The 18400-nt window shown below is 56.3% G+C and carries 20 protein-coding genes; 9 read left to right on the top strand and 11 right to left on the bottom strand.

Annotated features, from left to right (window positions below; genetic code table 11):
- Positions 1-192 precede the first annotated feature (192 nt).
- Complete coding sequence (locus tag BJ885_RS12580; protein WP_023312229.1) at positions 193-1062, top strand: MurR/RpiR family transcriptional regulator; 870 nt, start codon at positions 193-195, stop codon at positions 1060-1062.
- A 140-nt stretch (positions 1063-1202) separates the two neighbouring features.
- Positions 1203-2645: a pyruvate kinase gene (gene pyk, locus BJ885_RS12575; RefSeq protein WP_008500455.1), complete on the top strand. Its 1443-nt coding sequence runs from the start codon at positions 1203-1205 to the stop codon at positions 2643-2645.
- A 45-nt stretch (positions 2646-2690) separates the two neighbouring features.
- On the opposite strand, the gene lpxM is transcribed toward pyk, so the two are convergent.
- From lpxM to znuA, 3 genes are all read right to left on the bottom strand, one after another.
- Positions 2691-3662, bottom strand: coding sequence for a lauroyl-Kdo(2)-lipid IV(A) myristoyltransferase (gene lpxM, locus BJ885_RS12570; RefSeq protein ID WP_029741765.1), 972 nt, complete (start codon positions 3660-3662; stop codon positions 2691-2693).
- Positions 3663-3783: 121 nt separating this feature from the next.
- Positions 3784-5103 (bottom strand): murein DD-endopeptidase MepM, encoded by a 1320-nt coding sequence (gene mepM / locus BJ885_RS12565; protein WP_029741766.1) that lies wholly within the window; start codon positions 5101-5103, stop codon positions 3784-3786.
- 15 nt (positions 5104-5118) lie between these two features.
- Positions 5119-6063, bottom strand: coding sequence for a zinc ABC transporter substrate-binding protein ZnuA (znuA, locus tag BJ885_RS12560; protein ID WP_147449221.1), 945 nt, complete (start codon positions 6061-6063; stop codon positions 5119-5121).
- Between the two features lie 77 nt (positions 6064-6140).
- Here znuA and znuC point away from each other — a divergent pair, with 77 nt between their 5' ends.
- Complete coding sequence (gene znuC / locus BJ885_RS12555; RefSeq protein WP_023312233.1) at positions 6141-6896, top strand: zinc ABC transporter ATP-binding protein ZnuC; 756 nt, start codon at positions 6141-6143, stop codon at positions 6894-6896.
- A complete protein-coding gene (gene znuB / locus BJ885_RS12550; protein WP_029741768.1) occupies positions 6893-7678 on the top strand; it encodes a zinc ABC transporter permease subunit ZnuB in 786 nt (261 codons plus the stop codon). The genes znuC and znuB overlap by 4 nt, the downstream gene beginning before the upstream one ends.
- A gap of 59 nt (positions 7679-7737) precedes the next feature.
- On the opposite strand, the gene ruvB is transcribed toward znuB, so the two are convergent.
- The 6 genes from ruvB to aspS form a co-directional block, all read right to left on the bottom strand.
- Complete coding sequence (gene ruvB / locus BJ885_RS12545; RefSeq protein WP_121932056.1) at positions 7738-8748, bottom strand: Holliday junction branch migration DNA helicase RuvB; 1011 nt, start codon at positions 8746-8748, stop codon at positions 7738-7740.
- Between the two features lie 8 nt (positions 8749-8756).
- Complete coding sequence (gene ruvA, locus BJ885_RS12540; RefSeq protein ID WP_023312236.1) at positions 8757-9371, bottom strand: Holliday junction branch migration protein RuvA; 615 nt, start codon at positions 9369-9371, stop codon at positions 8757-8759.
- An 80-nt stretch (positions 9372-9451) separates the two neighbouring features.
- A complete protein-coding gene (gene ruvC / locus BJ885_RS12535; protein ID WP_003859749.1) occupies positions 9452-9973 on the bottom strand; it encodes a crossover junction endodeoxyribonuclease RuvC in 522 nt (173 codons plus the stop codon).
- Between the two features lie 34 nt (positions 9974-10007).
- Entirely contained in the window at positions 10008-10748 is a 741-nt protein-coding gene (locus tag BJ885_RS12530; RefSeq protein ID WP_008500447.1) for a YebC/PmpR family DNA-binding transcriptional regulator, read from the bottom strand.
- A 27-nt stretch (positions 10749-10775) separates the two neighbouring features.
- Complete coding sequence (gene nudB, locus BJ885_RS12525) at positions 10776-11219, bottom strand: dihydroneopterin triphosphate diphosphatase (protein WP_121932055.1); 444 nt, start codon at positions 11217-11219, stop codon at positions 10776-10778.
- A 1-nt stretch (position 11220) separates the two neighbouring features.
- Complete coding sequence (gene aspS, locus BJ885_RS12520) at positions 11221-13008, bottom strand: aspartate--tRNA ligase (protein ID WP_121932054.1); 1788 nt, start codon at positions 13006-13008, stop codon at positions 11221-11223.
- 263 nt (positions 13009-13271) lie between these two features.
- On the opposite strand from aspS, the gene BJ885_RS12510 reads away from it, so the two are divergent.
- Genes BJ885_RS12510 through cmoB form a run of 5 tightly spaced genes read left to right on the top strand, consistent with a single transcriptional unit; the run spans position 13272 to position 16852 of the window.
- A complete protein-coding gene (locus tag BJ885_RS12510) occupies positions 13272-13838 on the top strand; it encodes a hydrolase (RefSeq protein ID WP_121932053.1) in 567 nt (188 codons plus the stop codon).
- Positions 13835-14653, top strand: coding sequence for a DUF72 domain-containing protein (locus BJ885_RS12505; RefSeq protein ID WP_121932052.1), 819 nt, complete (start codon positions 13835-13837; stop codon positions 14651-14653). The genes BJ885_RS12510 and BJ885_RS12505 overlap by 4 nt, the downstream gene beginning before the upstream one ends.
- A gap of 51 nt (positions 14654-14704) precedes the next feature.
- The gene (locus BJ885_RS12500; protein ID WP_021240443.1) at positions 14705-15100 is read left to right on the top strand and encodes an MAPEG family protein; all 396 of its coding nucleotides are present in this window, start codon (positions 14705-14707) and stop codon (positions 15098-15100) included.
- A 40-nt stretch (positions 15101-15140) separates the two neighbouring features.
- Positions 15141-15884: a carboxy-S-adenosyl-L-methionine synthase CmoA gene (gene cmoA / locus BJ885_RS12495; protein ID WP_029741772.1), complete on the top strand. Its 744-nt coding sequence runs from the start codon at positions 15141-15143 to the stop codon at positions 15882-15884.
- On the top strand, positions 15881-16852 hold the full coding sequence (cmoB, locus tag BJ885_RS12490; protein WP_121932051.1) for a tRNA 5-methoxyuridine(34)/uridine 5-oxyacetic acid(34) synthase CmoB: 972 nt from the start codon (positions 15881-15883) through the stop codon (positions 16850-16852). Before cmoA ends, cmoB begins: the two co-directional genes overlap by 4 nt.
- A gap of 144 nt (positions 16853-16996) precedes the next feature.
- On the opposite strand, the gene cutC is transcribed toward cmoB, so the two are convergent.
- Together cutC and BJ885_RS12480 are read right to left on the bottom strand one after the other, a co-directional pair.
- Positions 16997-17740 (bottom strand): copper homeostasis protein CutC, encoded by a 744-nt coding sequence (cutC, locus tag BJ885_RS12485; RefSeq protein ID WP_045355966.1) that lies wholly within the window; start codon positions 17738-17740, stop codon positions 16997-16999.
- A gap of 78 nt (positions 17741-17818) precedes the next feature.
- The gene (locus BJ885_RS12480) at positions 17819-18379 is read right to left on the bottom strand and encodes a VOC family protein (protein WP_029741774.1); all 561 of its coding nucleotides are present in this window, start codon (positions 18377-18379) and stop codon (positions 17819-17821) included.
- Positions 18380-18400 lie beyond the last annotated feature (21 nt).

Here is an 18400-nt window from a genome sequence, read left to right as displayed (position 1 = left end):
CGCAACAACCGCCGTTTCTTTGCGCAACAACGTCACAGCAAAACCCGACACCGATCAAGTAATGAAAAAAAACAACAACATTATCTTGTCGATTGTTACCCTTTATGGAAGCCACAAGGGTAATATCGGCTAAATCGAATCACGATTTCATCAATTTATGAAATCGTTTACACCCATGAGCGTCCTGTTAACATGAACATGCTGGAAAAAATCCAGTTTCAACTGGAACACCTTAGCAAATCCGAGCGAAAAGTGGCCGAGGTCATTCTCGCCTCCCCCGCTCAGGCGATTCATTCAAGCATCGCCGCTCTGGCACAGGAAGCGGGTGTTAGCGAACCGACGGTCAATCGCTTTTGCCGCAGCCTGGAAACGCGCGGCTTCCCTGATTTTAAACTGCATCTGGCACAAAGTCTGGCTAACGGCACCCCTTATGTTAATCGTAATGTGGATGAAGACGACAGCGTTGATGCCTATACCGCGAAAATTTTTGAATCGGCCATGGCTTCACTCGACCACGTCCGTCAGTCTCTGGACATGAGTTCCGTGAATCGCGCGGTGGATTTACTCACCCAAGCCAAGCGGATTGCGTTCTTTGGTCTCGGGTCGTCAGCAGCCGTGGCGCATGACGCCATGAACAAATTTTTCCGCTTTAACGTCCCGGTTATTTATTCCGATGACATTGTGCTGCAACGCATGAGCTGTATGAATTGCAGTGAAGATGACGTCGTGGTGCTGATTTCGCACACCGGCCGCACCAAGAGTCAGGTAGAGCTGGCTCAGCTGGCCCGTGAAAACGATGCCATGGTGATTGCCCTCACCACGGCAGGTACGCCGCTGGCGCGTGAAGCGACGCTGGCGATCACCCTCGACGTGCCGGAAGACACCGACATTTATATGCCGATGGTCTCCCGGCTGGCGCAGCTCACCGTGATTGACGTGCTGGCAACCGGTTTTACCTTACGTCGGGGCGCAAAATTCCGGGATAACTTGAAGCGGGTCAAGGAAGCGCTGAAGGAATCGCGTTTTGATAAAGAATTGCTTATAAAGAGCGATGTTCCCTGATAGTTGATAACGAAGACGTAACCAATAATTACGATGTAACGATTTACGGCATTCGGTCCACTCTCCGCTGCCTTGCAGCAGATGAAGGCCGATTCAATGTTCACGCAACACCAAAGTTGTTTCAGTCAACGGAGTATTACATGTCCAGAAGGCTTCGCAGAACCAAGATCGTAACCACCTTAGGCCCGGCCACCGATCGCGATAATAATCTTGAGAAAATTATCGCCGCCGGCGCCAACGTGGTGCGTATGAACTTCTCTCACGGTACGCCAGAAGACCATAAGTTACGTGCCGATAAAGTGCGTGAAATCGCAGCCAAACTGGGCCGCCACGTAGCTATCCTCGGCGATTTGCAGGGTCCAAAAATCCGCGTATCGACCTTTAAAGAGGGTAAAGTTTTCCTCAATATCGGCGACAAATTCCTGCTTGATGCCAACCTGGGCAAAGGCGAAGGCGATAAAGAGAAAGTCGGTATCGACTATAAAGGCCTGCCGGCTGACGTGGTACCAGGCGATATCCTGCTGCTGGACGACGGTCGCGTACAGCTGAAGGTGCTGGAAGTTCAGGGCATGAAAGTGTTCACCGAAGTCACCGTCGGCGGCCCGCTCTCCAACAATAAAGGCATCAACAAACTGGGCGGCGGCCTCTCTGCAGAAGCGCTTACCGATAAAGACAAAGCGGACATCGTGACGGCTGCGCTGATCGGCGTTGACTACCTGGCGGTCTCCTTCCCGCGCTGCGGCGAAGATCTGAACTATGCGCGTCGTCTGGCACGTGATGCAGGCTGCGATGCTAAAATCGTCGCGAAAGTTGAACGCGCGGAAGCCGTTTGCGATCAGGATGCCATGGACGATGTGATCCTCGCGTCCGACGTGGTGATGGTTGCGCGTGGTGACCTGGGCGTGGAGATTGGCGACCCTGAGCTGGTAGGGATCCAGAAAGCGCTGATCCGTCGCGCACGTCAGCTGAACCGCGCGGTGATCACCGCCACTCAAATGATGGAATCGATGATCACCAACCCAATGCCAACCCGTGCAGAAGTCATGGACGTGGCTAACGCCGTGCTGGACGGTACCGATGCGGTGATGCTCTCTGCGGAAACCGCTGCGGGCCAGTATCCGGCAGAAACCGTGGCCGCCATGGCGCGCGTCTGCCTGGGCGCTGAAAAGATCCCAAGCATCAACGTTTCTAAACACCGTCTGGACGTGCAGTTCGACAACGTGGAAGAAGCGATTGCGATGTCTGCGATGTACGCGGCAAACCATCTGAAGGGCGTTACCGCGATTATCACCATGACCGAATCTGGCCGCACCGCGCTGATGACCTCTCGTATCAGCTCTGGTCTGCCGATCTTCGCCATGTCCCGTCACGAGCGTACCCTGAACCTTACCGCGCTGTACCGCGGCGTGACGCCGGTTCACTTCGACAGCACCAATGACGGCGTAGCTGCGGCACACGATGCCGTAAACCTGCTGCGCGACAAAGGCTATCTGGTGTCCGGTGATATCGTCATTGTGACCCAGGGCGATGTGATGAGCACCATCGGCTCAACCAACACCACGCGCGTCATGACCGTCGAGTAATAACGTCTGTGTTAAAAAGCCCTCTCCATCTGGAGAGGGCTTTTTTTATTTCCTCGGATAAAGCTCTTTGCGTTTATAGGGCTCTGTTTCACCCGGTTTGCGCGTTTTAAGCAGCTTCAGTATCCACGTGTACTGTTCGGCATGCGGCCCCACCAGTATCTCCACCTCTTCGTTCATTCGGCGCGCGATGGTGTGGTCGTCCGCGGTGAGCAGATCGTCCATCGGCGGACGGACCTCAATACTCAGACGATGCGTTTTGCCGTCATAGACCGGGAATAGCGGGATCACGCGGGCACGACAGACCTTCATCAGACGGCCAATCGCGGGAAGCGTCGCCTTATAGGTCGCAAAGAAGTCAACAAACTCGCTGTGCTCGGGGCCGTGGTCCTGATCCGGCAGATAGTAGCCCCAGTACCCCTGGCGTACAGACTGAATGAAGGGTTTAATACCATCGTTACGCGCATGCAAACGTCCGCCAAAACGACGACGCACCGTGTTCCAGACAAAATCGTAGATTTTATTTCCCTGGTTATGGAACATCGCCGCCATTTTCTGCCCCTGAGACGCCATGAGCATCGCCGGAATATCAACGCCCCAGCCGTGGGGGACCAGGAAAATGACTTTCTCGTCGTTGCGGCGCATCTCCTCGATGATGTCCAGCCCTTTCCAGTCAACGCGATCGACGATTTTATCCGGCCCTTTCAGCGCCAGTTCGGCCATCATCGCCATTGCCTGCGGCGCGGTGGTATACATCTCATCAATGATTGCCTCGCGCTCGGCGTCGCTTTTCTCAGGAAAACAGTAGTAAAGGTTGATCTGCGCGCGACGGCGGGCGCTCTTGCCTAAACGCCCGGCCAGACGGCCAATTTTCCCCAAAACAGGATCGCGGACGGAAGCCGGCAGCAACGCCATCCCCGCAAAGGCATAGACACCAAGCCAGGCGCCCCAGTTGCGCGGATGGCGGAAGGATTTTTCAAACTCAGGAATGTATTCAATATTGTTTTTTTTGGTTTCCATGCTGGATCCAGGGTCTGATGACGCAAAATTTTATTCAGATAGTGTAGCGAGGCAGTCGTCCACGCACAAAAGAAAAAGCCGGCGTCAGTGTGAGCCGGCTTTTTTAACAAAAACAGAGAGCTTAGTTTAGGCTCAGCTGCGGCATCACCTCTTTCACCTGCGCCAGATAATCAGTACGATCTTTACCTGTCAGGCCTTCGGTGCGCGGCAGTTTCGCCGTCAGCGGATTCACTGCTTGCTGGTTGATCCACACTTCATAGTGCAGGTGCGGGCCGGTAGAGCGTCCGGTATTGCCGGAGATCGCGATACGGTCACCACGCTTCACCTTCTGGCCCGGTTTGACCAGCAGCTTACGCAGGTGCATATAGCGGGTCGTATAAGTACGACCATGACGTACCGCGACATAATATCCGGCGGCACCGCTACGCTTGGCCACCACCACTTCGCCATCTCCTACCGCCAGTACCGGTGTGCCCTGCGGCATGGCAAAGTCAACGCCACGGTGCGGTGCGACGCGCCCGGTTACCGGGTTCAGACGACGCGGGTTAAAGTTAGAGGAGACGCGGAACTGTTTTGCCGTCGGGAAGCGCAGGAAGCCTTTCGCCAGGCCCGTACCGGTGCGGTCATAGAACTTACCGTCTTCGGCACGAATCGCGTAGTAATCTTTGCCCTCAGAGCGCAGACGTACGCCCAGCAGCTGGCTTTGCTCGCGCTTGCCGTCCAGCATTTCGCGGGACATCAGGACGGAGAACTCATCGCCCTTCTTCAGCTTGCGGAAATCCATCTGCCACTGCATGGCTTTGATCACCGAGCTGATTTCAGCGCTGGTCAGGCCTGCATCGCGCGCGCTGGCGACAAAGCTCGCGCCCACGGTGCCTTTCAGAACGCTGTTAACCCAGTCGCCCTTCTGCATTTCGCTGGTCATCTTGAAACCGTTTGCAGTGCGATCGTAGGTGCGGGTTTCGCGGCGGGACATTTCCCAGGTCAGACGCTGGAGATCGCCGTCCGCCGTTAGTGTCCAGGAGAGCTGTTGTCCGATTTTCAGGTTACGAAGATCTTTATCCGCAGCCGCCAGCTGGCTGATATTGCCCATGTCGATGCCGTACTGGTTCAGCACGCTGCTCAGCGTGTCCCCGGTAGACACAACATATTCGTGGATACCCGCTTCGTTCTCGGTTTTATCGTCCAGTTCATCCTGCGGGATGGCTTCATCTTCCTGAGCCGCCTGGTCGATAGGCTCACTGGCTTCAGGCAGCAAAGAACGGATTTCGCTCTTTTCAAGCTCAATGGTTTTGATGATAGGGGCAGAACTCGGGTGGTAAACATAGGGCCGCCAGACGGCGACCGCTAAGGTGAGAACTGTAAGCGACCCCAGCATAACGCGGTGGGGTCGAGGCAGATTGTTAAATGCCAGGGCGACAGAGCGGGCTATCTGTTGCACGTATTCACTTCCTCGTTATTCTCCTTTCAGGCAGCTCGCATACTGGTTCGCCAGTTGGCTGAGGAACTGCGAATAGCTCGCTTTGCTCAACTGGATATTCGTACCTAGCGGGTCAAGGGTTCCCATGCGCACGGATGTTCCCCTGGCCACGGCTTCTACGACCGCTGGCCTGAACTGTGGCTCAGCAAAAACGCATGTCGCTTTATGCTCAACCAACTGTGTTCTGATTTCATGTAAACGCTGCGCACCAGGCTGAATTTCAGGGTTGACGGTGAAGTGGCCCAGCGGGGTCAAACCGTAGTGTTTTTCGTAATAGCCGTAGGCGTCATGAAAAACGAAATACCCTTTACCTTTCAACGGTGCGAGCTCATTACCAACCTGCTTATCGGTTGCGGCTAATTGTGCCTCAAAATCCTTCAGGTTGGCGTCTAGTTTGGCTCGACTTTGCGGCATAAGTTCCACTAATTTGTCATGGATTGCAACCGCTGAAAGCCGCGCTATCTCTGGGGATAACCAAAGATGCATGTTGTACTCGCCGTGATGGTGATCTCCATCACCTTTTTTGCCGTCTACAGCATGATGGTGATGTTCGTCACCGTCGTCATCCGCCCCTTTCATGAGCAACGGTTTCACGCCGGAGAGTTCGGCAATCGCGACCTGTTTTTCGCCAGCAACCTGTTTTGCTGACTTCTGCATGAACGCTTCCATTTCCGGACCAATCCAGACAACTAAGTCCGCGTTTTGTAAGCGTTTTACATCTGACGGGCGCAGGGAATAGTCATGCTCGGATGCACCATCAGGGAGCAGAACCTGGGTTTCCGTTACCCCGTCTGCAATGGCGGACGCGATGAAACCGAGTGGTTTAAGCGAAGCGACAACCGCAGCGTTAACATCTTGTGCGGTTGTACCCCAAAGGGCAGCGGATAATGCTGCGAAAAGAAGCGTATTTTTATGTAACATAATGCGACTAATCATCGTAGTGAATGCGTGGAATGTGATATTATAACATTCGTTGACTTCTTCAAGCTTAAAATGACATGACGACATTGGTTTCTCTTGAAAATATTTCGGTCTCATTCGGGCAGCGCCGCGTCCTCTCTGACGTGTCGCTCGATCTGAAGCCCGGCAAAATTCTGACGCTGCTCGGCCCCAATGGCGCAGGCAAATCCACCCTGGTGCGCGTGGTGCTGGGTCTGGTCGCACCCGATGAAGGCGTGATCAAGCGCGAGGAAAAATTGCGTATTGGCTATGTGCCGCAAAAACTTCACCTCGACGCCACGCTGCCGCTGACGGTCAGCCGTTTCCTGCGTCTGCGCCCCGGCACACGGAAAGCCGATATTCTTCCGGCACTGAAACGCGTGCAGGCGGGCCATCTTGTCGATGCGCCGCTGCAAAAACTGTCCGGCGGTGAAACTCAGCGAGTGTTACTTGCCCGCGCGCTGCTGAGCAGCCCGCAGCTGCTGGTACTGGATGAGCCAACTCAGGGTGTGGATGTGAATGGTCAGGTTGCGCTTTATGATTTGATCGACCAGCTGCGTCGGGAGCTTGATTGCGCCGTGCTGATGGTGTCTCACGACCTGCATCTGGTAATGGCAAAAACCGACGAAGTGCTGTGTCTCAACCATCATATCTGCTGTTCCGGTACGCCTGAAGTGGTGTCAATGCACCCGGAATTTATCTCCATGTTCGGCCCCCGCGGCGCTGAACAGCTGGGTATTTACCGTCATCATCATAATCATCGCCATGATTTACAGGGACGAATCGTACTGCGTCGGGGAAATGGACACTCATGATTGAACTGTTACTGCCCGGCTGGCTGGCCGGGATTATGCTTGCCTGCGCCGCGGGCCCACTCGGCTCATTTGTTGTCTGGCGCAGAATGTCCTATTTTGGCGATACCCTGGCGCACGCGTCTCTGCTGGGCGTTGCCTTTGGTCTGCTGCTGGATGTAAACCCCTTCTACGCGGTGATTGTGGTCACGCTGCTGCTGGCCGCCGGTCTGGTCTGGCTGGAAAAGCGCCCTCACCTCGCCATTGATACGCTGCTTGGCATTATGGCGCACAGTGCCCTGTCCCTGGGCCTGGTGGTGGTCAGCCTGATGTCGAACATCCGCGTGGATCTGATGGCCTACCTCTTCGGCGACCTTCTGGCCGTAACGCCGGAAGATCTCATCGCTATCGCCGTTGGCGTGGTGGTGGTGCTCGCTATTCTGCTCTGGCAGTGGCGGAATTTACTGGCCATGACCGTCAGTCCGGATCTGGCATTTGTCGACGGCGTGAAGCTGCAGCGCGTAAAACTGCTGCTGATGCTGGTGACGGCGTTAACGATTGGTGTCGCAATGAAGTTTGTCGGCGCGCTGATTATTACGTCGCTGCTGATCATCCCTGCCGCCACGGCGCGTCGTTTTGCCCGTACGCCGGAGCAGATGGCCGGCGTAGCCGTGATTATCGGAATGATTGCGGTAACGGGTGGGTTAACATTCTCGGCGTTCTATGACACGCCAGCGGGGCCGTCAGTGGTGCTCAGTGCGGCGGTGCTGTTTATCTTCAGTATGATGAAAAAGACCGCGAACTAACATGGAGAGCGCTGAGGCCCTCACCCTGTCCCTCTCCCTCAGGGAGAGGGAACACAACATTACGGCATTGCCGGTGGCGTAATGCCGAAATGATTCCACGCCCGCACCGTTGCCATACGTCCACGCGGGGTACGCTGCAGGAAGCCCTGCTGGATCAGATACGGCTCCAGCACATCTTCAATCGTCTCACGCTCTTCCCCAATAGCCGCAGCCAGGTTATCCAGCCCGACCGGGCCGCCAAAGAACTTATCCAGCACCGCCAGCAGCAGTTTACGGTCCATATAGTCAAAGCCTTCGGCATCGACGTTCAGCATATCCAGCGCCTGAGCGGCGATCTCGGCGGAAATCGTGCCATCGTGCTTCACCTCGGCAAAGTCACGCACGCGGCGCAGCAGGCGGTTGGCGATACGCGGCGTACCGCGGGAACGCTTCGCCACTTCAAACGCGCCCTCTTCGCTCATTTCCAGCCCCATATAGCGGGCGCTACGGCCAACGATGTGCTGGAGGTCCGCCACCTGGTAAAACTCAAGACGCTGTACGATGCCGAAACGGTCGCGCAGCGGAGAGGTCAACGAGCCGGCGCGGGTGGTGGCGCCAATCAGGGTAAACGGCGGCAGATCGATTTTGATGGAGCGCGCGGCCGGGCCTTCACCGATCATGATATCCAGCTGGTAATCTTCCATCGCCGGATAGAGCACTTCCTCCACCACCGGGGACAGGCGGTGGATCTCATCGATAAACAGCACGTCATGCGGTTCGAGGTTAGTCAGCATCGCCGCGAGATCGCCCGCCTTCTCCAGCACCGGGCCGGAGGTGGTGCGCAGATTGACGCCCATCTCATTGGCAACGATATTCGCCAGCGTGGTTTTGCCTAAACCGGGAGGGCCAAAAATCAGCAGGTGATCGAGCGCATCGCCGCGCAGCTTTGCCGCCTGGATGAAAATCTCCATCTGGGAACGAACCTGCGGCTGGCCGATATACTCATCAAGCAGCTTAGGGCGGATCGCGCGATCAACCACGTCATCTGCCTGAATTGTGCCTGCCGATACCAGGCGGTCTGCTTCAATCATCCTTTACCTCACAATGCAGCGCGCAGCGCTTCGCGAATCAGGGTTTCACTGCTGGCGTCCGGTTTGGCAATTTTGCTCACCATACGGCTGGCCTCCTGAGGTTTATAGCCCAGCGCCACCAGCGCGGCAACCGCTTCCTGCTCGGCGTCATCATCCGTCGCAGGCCCGCCAGGAGAGGTCAGTACCAAATCGGCAGCCGGAGTGAACAGATCGCCATGCAGACCTTTAAAGCGGTCTTTCATTTCGACAATCAGGCGCTCGGCGGTTTTCTTACCAATGCCCGGGAGCTTAATCAGCGCCGCAGGATCTTCGCGCTCAACGGCATTCACAAACTGTGGTGCCGACATGCCGGACAAAATCGCCAGCGCCAGCTTCGGCCCAACGCCGTTGGTTTTAATCAGCTCGCGGAACAGGGTCCGTTCCTGCTTGTTATTGAAGCCGTACAGCAGCTGGGCATCTTCACGCACCACAAACTGGGTAAAGACAATCGCCTCTTTGCCCGCGTCCGGCAGCTCGTAGAAGCAGGTCATCGGCATATGGACTTCATAGCCCACACCACCCACTTCCAGCAGCACTAACGGGGGTTGTTTTTCAATGATGATGCCTCTGAGTCTGCCTATCACGTGACGCTCCTGCGTTCTGGGAGAAATTAACTGCCGACATAATAAAAAAAGGCTGGATGTTTATCCAGCCTGATTTCTGATTATCGTAACCTGCCTCGCGCCAGATTGAGCCGCGACTCGCTCATTTGCATCGCATTCTGGCTGACGTGACAGTGGGTAATCGCAATCGCCAGCGCATCCGCGGCGTCAGCCTGCGGGTTCGCGGGAAGCTTCAGCAGGGTACGCACCATATGCTGCACCTGGCTTTTCTCCGCGCTCCCAATGCCCACCACCGTCTGCTTGACCTGACGTGCAGCGTATTCGAATACCGGCAAATCCTGGTTCACGGCAGCGACGATGGCGACACCGCGCGCCTGACCGAGCTTTAGCGCTGAATCGGCGTTTTTCGCCATAAAGACCTGCTCGATGGCGAAATAGTCCGGCTGAAACTGGGTGATGATCTCCGACACGCCCGCATAAATGAGCTTCAGGCGCGAAGGAAGATCGTCCACTTTGGTGCGAATACAGCCGCTGCCCAGGTAGGTTAACTGGCGTCCCACCTGACGGATAACGCCATAACCGGTGACGCGTGAGCCTGGGTCAATCCCGAGAATAATCGACATCACGCGTCTCCCGTAAACGGTTTACAGGCTCTCATCAGAGAGTCGCTGCAACCTCATCAGAGATTTCACCGTTGTGGTACACTTCCTGAACGTCGTCGCAGTCTTCGAGCATGTCGATCAGACGCAGCAGTTTCGGTGCCGTTTCAGCATCCATGTCCGCTTTGGTGGACGGGATCATGGACACTTCAGCGTTGTCCGCTTTCAGGCCAGCCGCTTCCAGCGCGTCGCGCACGGCACCCATCTCTTCCCACGCGGTATAAACGTCAATAGCGCCGTCATCGAAGGTCACTACGTCTTCCGCACCGGCTTCCAGCGCCGCTTCCATGATCGCATCTTCGTCGCCTTTCTCGAAGGAGATGACGCCTTTTTTGCTGAACAGGTAAGCAACGGAACCGTCAGTGCCCAGGTTGCCGCCGGTTTTGGTGAACGCGTGGCGCACTTCCGCAACGGTACGGTTACGGTTGTCGGACAGACACTCAACCATCACCGCAGTACCGCCAGGGCCGTAACCTTCATAAATGATGGTTTCCATGTTCGCGTCTTCATCACCGCCCACGCCACGAGCGATTGCACGGTTCAGGGTGTCACGCGTCATGTTGTTAGACAGCGCTTTATCTACCGCCGCGCGCAGACGCGGGTTAGAAGCCGGGTCGCCGCCGCCCAGACGCGCTGCTGTCACCAGCTCGCGAATGATTTTGGTAAAGATCTTACCGCGCTTGGCATCCTGTGCCGCTTTGCGGTGTTTGGTGTTGGCCCACTTACTATGACCTGCCATAAAAAGTTCTCCAAAAATCGCGCCTTCTCAGGCTGCGTTAATTACAAATTCTTCAATCGCCTGCCGGTTGCTCCACGACTTGGTCAGTGCGGCGGCGTCCGCCGCACTCACCCAGCGGTAGGTCAGGTGTTCAGTAAACACGATCTCCCGTTCATGGGGGAGCGCGAGACAGAACCACGACTCCGTATTGCGCTCGGTACCCGGCGCGTAGCGATGACGTAAATGGCTAAAAATTTCAAACTCCACCGTGCGCTGGCAGTCCTTCAGGGTCAGTTGCTCGCGGGCAACGTCAATGGTGACCTCTTCCTTTACTTCGCGCGCGGCGGCCTGCAACGCGGTTTCCCCCTCTTCCAGACTGCCGGTTACCGACTGCCAGAAATCAGGGTCATCGCGCCGCTGCAACATCAGCACCCGCTTCGTGTCTTCTGCATAAATGACCACTAGGACCGAAACGGGAAGCTTATACTGCATATTATTCGTTCTCCGAAATCTCTTTTGAAGCTTTCGGAAGCACCTGAATGCCCAGCTCGGCCAGAGAGGCCGGGTTGGCAAAGCTTGGCGCTTCGGTCATCAGACACGCTGCGGCAGTGGTTTTCGGGAAGGCAATAACATCACGAATGTTATCGGTGCCGGTCAGCAGCATGGTCAGACGGTCAAGACCGAAGGCCAGACCCGCGTGCGGCGGCGTACCGTATTTCAGAGCGTCCAGCAGGAAGCCAAACTTCTCGCGCTGCTCCTGCTCGTTGATGCCCAGGATGCCGAACACGGTCTGCTGCATTTCGCCGCTGTGAATACGCACGGAACCACCGCCCACTTCGTAGCCGTTGATAACCATGTCATAAGCGTTCGCGACCGCGTCTTCCGGTGCCGCTTTCAGCTCTGCCGCCGTCATGTCTTTTGGCGAGGTGAACGGGTGGTGCATTGCGGTCAGGCCGCCTTCACCGTCGTCTTCAAACATTGGGAAGTCGATAACCCACAGCGGCGCCCATTTGTTTTCGTCGGTCAGGCTCAGGTCTTTGCCGAGCTTCAGACGCAGCGCGCCCATCGCATCAGCCACGACTTTCTTGTTGTCTGCGCCGAAGAAGATCATGTCGCCGTCCTGCGCGCCGGTGCGCTCAAGGATCGCTTCCACGATGTCCGCGTTCAGGAATTTCGCTACCGGGCTGGTGATGCCTTCCAGACCTTTCGCGCGCTCGGTCACTTTAATATAGGCCAGACCTTTCGCGCCGTAGATCTTGATAAAGTTACCGTAGTCGTCGATCTGCTTGCGGCTCAGGGCAGCACCGCCCGGTACACGCAGGGCCGCCACGCGGCCTTTAGGATCGTTAGCTGGGCCAGCGAAGACGGCAAACTCAACGCCTTTCACCAGGTCTGCTACGTCCACCAGCTCCATCGGGTTACGCAGGTCTGGTTTGTCGGAGCCGTAACGACGCTCGGCTTCAGCGAAGGTCATGATAGGGAAATCGCCCAGTTCAACGCCTTTCACGTCGTTCCACAGGCTACGCACCAGAGCTTCCATCACTTCACGCACCTGCTCGGCGGTCATGAAGGACGTTTCCACGTCGATCTGGGTAAATTCAGGCTGGCGGTCAGCGCGCAGGTCTTCGTCGCGGAAGCATTTAACGATCTGATAGTAGCGATCGAAGCCGGACATCATCAGCAGCTGTTTGAACAGCTGTGGAGACTGCGGCAGCGCGTAGAATTTGCCTTTATGAACGCGGGATGGAACCAGGTAATCGCGCGCGCCTTCCGGCGTGGCTTTGGTCAGCATCGGGGTTTCGATGTCGAGGAAACCGTGGTCATCCATAAAGCGACGCACCAGGCTGGTGATTTTCGCACGGGTTTTCAGGCGCTGAGCCATTTCCGGACGACGCAGATCCAGGTAGCGGTATTTCAGACGCGCTTCTTCAGTGTTGACGTGGTTGGAGTCCAGCGGCAGCGCTTCTGCACGGTTGATTATCACCAGATCGGACGCCAGCACTTCGATGGCACCCGTCGCCATGTCGGCGTTGACGTTTTTCTCGTCGCGCGCGCGCACGGTGCCGGTAACCTGAATGCAGAACTCATTACGCAGCTCAGAGGCCAGCTTCAACGCATCTGCGCGATCCGGATCGAAGAACACCTGAACGATACCTTCGCGGTCGCGCATATCGATGAAGATAAGGCTACCAAGATCACGACGACGATTGACCCAACCACACAGGGTTACCTGCTGTCCGACGTGGGACTGACGCAGCTGCCCGCAATATTCTGTACGCATGAGATATCCCTTAATTAGCCGCAGGCTAAATGTCGCCTGGTATGCAGGCTACTATGTCGCAGCTTTCTGTATGTCACAACTGGATGAAAAAAGGCGGCTATTATACTGGAAATTCCGCCGGACGATAAGAGCGAACCACGGCCAGGCGGTCGTTTGCTGCACTCTTATTGCGCATTCTCACAAAAATTAACAAAATTATCCGACCAATAACAGGCCATGACGTCGTATGGTGTCTGGAAGTGATTCATTTAACGGGAGTAACGATGTTAACACTTGATGCCAGTAAAACCGCACTTGTTGTGATTGATTTACAGGAAGGCATTCTGCCCTTCGCCGGTGGCCCACATACTGCGGATGATGTGGTCAGCCGCGCTGCTCGCCTGGCGGAAACATGTCGTGCCAGCGGTGCGCCTGTTGTCATGGTGCGCGTCGGCTGGTCCGCGGATTACGCCGAAGCGTTAAAACAGCCCGTTGATGCCCAGGCTCCTGCACGCGCCCTGCCGGAAAACTGGTGGACGTACCCGGCCTCACTTGGCAAACGCGACAGCGATATTGAAGTGACCAAACGCCAGTGGGGCGCATTTTACGGTACCGATCTCGAGCTGCAGCTCCGCCGTCGCGGCATCGACACCATCATCCTGTGCGGCATTTCCACCAACATCGGCGTGGAGTCTACCGCCCGCAACGCGTGGGAGCTGGGCTTTAATCTGGTGATCGCCGAAGATGCCTGCAGCGCGGCCTCCGCGGAACAGCACCAGGGCAGCATGACCCATATCTTCCCGCGCATCGGCCGCGTGCGCAGCACGGATGAGATTGTCAGCGCGTTATGATGTACGTGGGCCTGCCCCAGTGGTCGCACCCGAAATGGGTGCGCCTCGGCATCACCAGCCTTGAGGAATATGCCCGGCACTTCAACTGTGTCGAGGGTAACACCACCCTATATGCGCTCCCCAAAGCCGAGATTGTTGCGCGCTGGCGGGAACAAACGACCGACGACTTCCGCTTCTGCTTTAAGTTTCCGGCCACCATTTCCCACCAGGCCGCGCTGCGCAACTGCGGTGATTTGACCGAAGAGTTTTTTACGCGCATGTCGCCGCTCGCGAACCGCATCGGTCAGTACTGGATCCAGCTACCCGCCACGTTTGGCCCGCGCGATTTACCTGCGCTCTGGCAGTTCCTGGATGCCCTGCCCCGTGAATTCACCTACGGCGTTGAAGTCAGGCATCCTGAATTTTTTGCGAAGGGCGATGCAGAAAAAACGCTCAATCGCGGCCTGCTTGAGCGTTCCGTTAACCGGGTGATCCTCGATAGCCGGCCGGTGCACAGCGCGGTCCCCCATAGCGAAGCCATCGTTGAGGCTCAGCGTAAAAAACCGAAAGTGCCGGTCCACGCCATCGTGACCGCGCAGAACCCAATGGTCAGGTTTATCGGCAGCGATAACATGCAGCAAAATCAGGCGATGTTCGCCGTCTGGCTGCAAACGTTAGCGAAATGGGAACATACCACCACGCCGTATCTCTTTTTGCACACGCCGGATATCGCCCAGGCGCCCGAACTGGTCGATGCTCTGTGGCAGACCTTGCAGGCTGCGGTGCCGTCCGTGGGCAGCGCCCCTTCCATCCCACAACAATCTTCTCTTTTCTGATATCACCCCCTATCATAGTGAAGTGCCATCTGCCAAAAACAGGGAGTTTGTATGGTCAGCGCGCTGTATGCGGTGTTAGGTGCATTACTGCTGATTAAGTTTTCATTTGATGTTGTGCGCCTCAGAACGCTGTACCGCGTCTCTTACGGTGACGGTGGATTTTCCGAGCTACAAAGCGCTATCCGCATTCATGGCAACGCGGTCGAATACATTCCCGCAGCCTTAATCCTGCTGCTTTTTATGGAGATGAATGGCGCAGAAACCTGGATGGTGCACATCTGTGGCCTGCTTCTTATTGCTGGCCGCCTGATGCACTATTACGGTTTTCACCACCGCTTAATCCGCTGGCGTCGTTCCGGCATGAGTGCGACCTGGTGTTCGCTTTTGCTGATGGTGCTGGCTAACCTGTGGTATATGCCGTGGGAGTTGGTTTTCTCCCTCCATTAGCGCACAATACGCCACTTTATTTTTCCCGGATTTTTACGTTATGTCAGATCGCGACACGCTTTTTTCCGCGCCTATCGCCAGCCTGGGCGACTGGACCTTCGATGAACGGGTAGCCGAAGTCTTCCCGGATATGATCCAGCGCTCTGTTCCCGGTTATTCCAATATTATCTCTATGATCGGCATGCTGGCTGAGCGCTTCGTTCAACCCGGCACGCAGGTCTATGACCTGGGCTGCTCGCTCGGCGCGGCAACGCTGTCGGTTCGTCGTAACGTTCACCACGAAGGCTGCCGAATCATTGCCGTCGATAACTCCCCGGCGATGGTTGAGCGCTGCCGTCGCCACATTGACGCGTATAAAGCCCCTGTTCCGGTCGACGTGGTGGAAGGCGATATCCGCGAGATTGAGATCAATAACGCGTCGATGGTGGTGCTGAATTTCACCCTGCAGTTCCTGGTCCCTGAAGACCGCCAGCTGCTGCTGGACAAAATTTACCAGGGGCTGAATCCCGGCGGCGCGCTGGTGCTCTCGGAGAAATTCAGCTTCGAAGATGCCGAGGTTGGCGAGCTTCTGTTCAACATGCACCACGATTTCAAACGGGCGAACGGCTACAGCGAGCTGGAGATCAGCCAGAAGCGCAGCATGCTCGAAAACGTGATGCTGACGGATTCCGTAGAAACCCACAAAGCGCGTCTGAGCAAAGCCGGGTTTGAGCACAGCGAACTCTGGTTCCAGTGCTTTAACTTTGGCTCTCTGGTGGCGCTGAAAGCGGGAGAGTCCGCATGATCGAATTCAGTAACTTCTATCAGCTGATTGCCAAAAACCAGCTCTCCCACTGGTTGGAAACCTTGCCCGCGCAGATTGCCGCCTGGCAGCGCGATCAGCAGCACGGCCTGTTAAAGCAGTGGTCAAACGCGGTGGAGTTCCTGCCCGAACTGACCCCGCATCGTCTGGATCTTCTCCACAGCGTAACCGCCGAGAGCGAAGAGCGGCTTCCGGCCGGGCAGATCAACCGCATCGAAACGCTGCTGCGCAACCTGATGCCGTGGCGCAAAGGGCCGTTTTCACTTTACGGCGTGAACATCAATACCGAATGGCGCTCGGACTGGAAATGGGATCGCGTTCTGCCTCACCTTTCCGACCTGACCGGACGTACCATACTGGACGTGGGCTGCGGCAGCGGTTACCACATGTGGCGCATGATTGGTGCGGGCGCGCATCTGGCGGTCGGTATTGACCCGATGCAGCTGTTCCTGTGCCAGTTTGAAGCGGTGCGCAAGCTGCTGGGTAACGACCAGCGCGCGCACCTGCTGCCGCTGGGCATTGAACAACTCCCTGCCCTGAAAGCCTTTGATACCGTCTTCTCCATGGGCGTGCTGTACCACCGTCGTTCCCCGCTTGAACACCTGTGGCAACTGAAGGATCAGCTGGTCAGCGGCGGCGAGCTGGTGCTGGAAACGCTGGTGATTGAAGGCGATGAACATGCCGTTCTGGTGCCGGGCGATCGCTACGCGCAGATGCGCAACGTTTACTTCATCCCTTCCGCGCTGGCGCTGAAGAACTGGCTGGAGAAGTGCGGGTTTGTGGATGTGCGGATTGCTGACGTCAGCGTGACCTCGCTCGAGGAACAGCGCCGCACCGACTGGATGATCACCGAATCGCTGGAGCAATTCCTCGACCCGGCCGACCACAGCAAAACCATCGAAGGCTATCCGGCCCCGATGCGAGCGGTGTTGATTGCGACCAAGCCGTAGTTTTCCCCTCACCCCGGCCCTCTCCCCTATGGGGAGAGGGTTAGGGTAAGGGGATAAAAAAAGGCCCCTGTTGAAATTGCAGGGGCCTGGTACAAGCAAGCATCATATTGGGCGACATGATGCGCGGTAAAAATCGGTACGTTGCTACACGTGATGGCGCTCAATCAGCGACTTCATTTCCGCAACCGACTCTCCCTCTACGCCATAGCGTGAATACTCATCCGCTTCAGCATCCGTCGACATTGACAATCCTGTATTGCGATAACGCATGGGCGAAGGTATCCATTTACCTGCGGAGCTGTGCAGCTCTTCTACCCCGGCGTTTAAAAACCGTTCCAGATTGCTGGCGCGGACACCCGCACCCGCCATTATTATTGGAACACCGGAATGTGCTTTTAGTTCCGTAATTAATTGCAGTCCTTTTTCAGCTGACGCCTGCTGACCCGATGTCAGGATGCGCGCCACGCCAAGTTCTCCAAGCGTTTCAAAGGCCTGAAGCGGATCTTTACACATATCAAATGCGCGATGAAAAGTGACGGCCAGCCCCTGCGCGGCGCTCATAATCTGACGCATGCGCGGTATATCGATATTGCCGTCTTCATCCAGCAGACCGGTCACCAGTCCTGGAAATCCCAGGTCCCGAACGAGCGCGATATCATCAAGCATGGCACTGAACTCGCCCGCCGTGTAACAAAAATCACCGCCGCGCGGACGAATAATCGGGTGAACGGGAATGGTGACGGCCTGACGGGCAGACTTCAACACGCCGTAGGACGGCGTCAGCCCGCCCTCTTTGGGTGCCGCACACAGTTCAATACGGTCAGCCCCGTGCTTTTGCGCGGTCACGGCACACTCCACGCTGTAACAACAAATCTCCAGCAGCGCCATTTAATCCTCCTGAAATTCCACTAAACGAAACATCATGACACGCCGTCCGTTTTCAGTCCCGGCGTGAACTCACATCTCTTACGCTTCGCTGGCAACGATCTGCTCAATGGTCCACGGATGAAACTTCACCGTGACCTGCCCGTCAGTGACGGCCAGCGTCGGGTTAGGTAACCGCTCGCGCTCGCCTTTGGGTGAACTCGTCTTCACAAAAATTCCCGGCTTGCTTAAGCCTTCGTCAGAAAGGAGGGCCAGCGCGCGCGCGTTCAACGTTTCCGGCTCACCCGGCAGGACAATTTCGATATGTTCCCAGCCTTCGTGCGGATAGCGTTTCTCTCCCGGCCACGGCAGTTCAACCACGCTGAACTGCCAGTGCGCCACGTTCACCGGTTCATACAGTTTGAACAGGCAAATGGGGCGACCGTTGATGATGTTCTCGGAGAGCAACTCGCCGCACCGTTCGAACCCGCGACGCCAGCGCTCGGCCGTGGCATTCTGATGACAGCGCAAAGAGATGTGATCGGCCTCAAGCGGCGCGATATCCAGACCGAGACGGGTGGCAAGTTCTGTGAACGCCTGGGTGAAGCGCGGTAAATCTGCGGAAATATCATGCAGTTCGTCAATGGATTGCCAGTTCGCCATAAGTCACTCTCTTTTCATGTC

The sequence above is a fragment of the Enterobacter sp. WP_7_1 genome (assembly GCF_003688535.1).
In the GTDB taxonomy this organism is placed as follows: Bacteria; Pseudomonadota; Gammaproteobacteria; order Enterobacterales; family Enterobacteriaceae; genus Enterobacter; species Enterobacter asburiae.
The sequence above is the reverse complement of the archived record's forward strand: the minus strand, read 5'-3'. Positions and strand labels throughout refer to the sequence as shown.

Excerpts from the sequence above, each read along its gene's own strand:
- pyk (WP_008500455.1), top strand. The coding sequence starts at position 1,203 with ATGTCCAGAAGGCTTCGCAGAACCAAGATCGTAACCACCTTAGGCCCG.
- aspS (WP_121932054.1), bottom strand. The coding sequence starts at position 13,008 with ATGCGTACAGAATATTGCGGGCAGCTGCGTCAGTCCCACGTCGGACAG.
- ruvC (WP_003859749.1), bottom strand. The coding sequence starts at position 9,973 with ATGTCGATTATTCTCGGGATTGACCCAGGCTCACGCGTCACCGGTTAT.
- nudB (WP_121932055.1), bottom strand. The coding sequence starts at position 11,219 with ATGCAGTATAAGCTTCCCGTTTCGGTCCTAGTGGTCATTTATGCAGAA.
- BJ885_RS12510 (WP_121932053.1), top strand. The coding sequence starts at position 13,272 with ATGTTAACACTTGATGCCAGTAAAACCGCACTTGTTGTGATTGATTTA.
- BJ885_RS12500 (WP_021240443.1), top strand. The coding sequence starts at position 14,705 with ATGGTCAGCGCGCTGTATGCGGTGTTAGGTGCATTACTGCTGATTAAG.
- cutC (WP_045355966.1), bottom strand. The coding sequence starts at position 17,740 with ATGGCGCTGCTGGAGATTTGTTGTTACAGCGTGGAGTGTGCCGTGACC.
- cmoB (WP_121932051.1), top strand. The coding sequence starts at position 15,881 with ATGATCGAATTCAGTAACTTCTATCAGCTGATTGCCAAAAACCAGCTC.
- znuB (WP_029741768.1), top strand. The coding sequence starts at position 6,893 with ATGATTGAACTGTTACTGCCCGGCTGGCTGGCCGGGATTATGCTTGCC.
- znuA (WP_147449221.1), bottom strand. The coding sequence starts at position 6,063 with ATGTTACATAAAAATACGCTTCTTTTCGCAGCATTATCCGCTGCCCTT.
- BJ885_RS12505 (WP_121932052.1), top strand. The coding sequence starts at position 13,835 with ATGATGTACGTGGGCCTGCCCCAGTGGTCGCACCCGAAATGGGTGCGC.
- ruvB (WP_121932056.1), bottom strand. The coding sequence starts at position 8,748 with ATGATTGAAGCAGACCGCCTGGTATCGGCAGGCACAATTCAGGCAGAT.
- BJ885_RS12530 (WP_008500447.1), bottom strand. The coding sequence starts at position 10,748 with ATGGCAGGTCATAGTAAGTGGGCCAACACCAAACACCGCAAAGCGGCA.
- BJ885_RS12480 (WP_029741774.1), bottom strand. The coding sequence starts at position 18,379 with ATGGCGAACTGGCAATCCATTGACGAACTGCATGATATTTCCGCAGAT.
- lpxM (WP_029741765.1), bottom strand. The coding sequence starts at position 3,662 with ATGGAAACCAAAAAAAACAATATTGAATACATTCCTGAGTTTGAAAAA.
- cmoA (WP_029741772.1), top strand. The coding sequence starts at position 15,141 with ATGTCAGATCGCGACACGCTTTTTTCCGCGCCTATCGCCAGCCTGGGC.
- znuC (WP_023312233.1), top strand. The coding sequence starts at position 6,141 with ATGACGACATTGGTTTCTCTTGAAAATATTTCGGTCTCATTCGGGCAG.
- BJ885_RS12580 (WP_023312229.1), top strand. The coding sequence starts at position 193 with ATGAACATGCTGGAAAAAATCCAGTTTCAACTGGAACACCTTAGCAAA.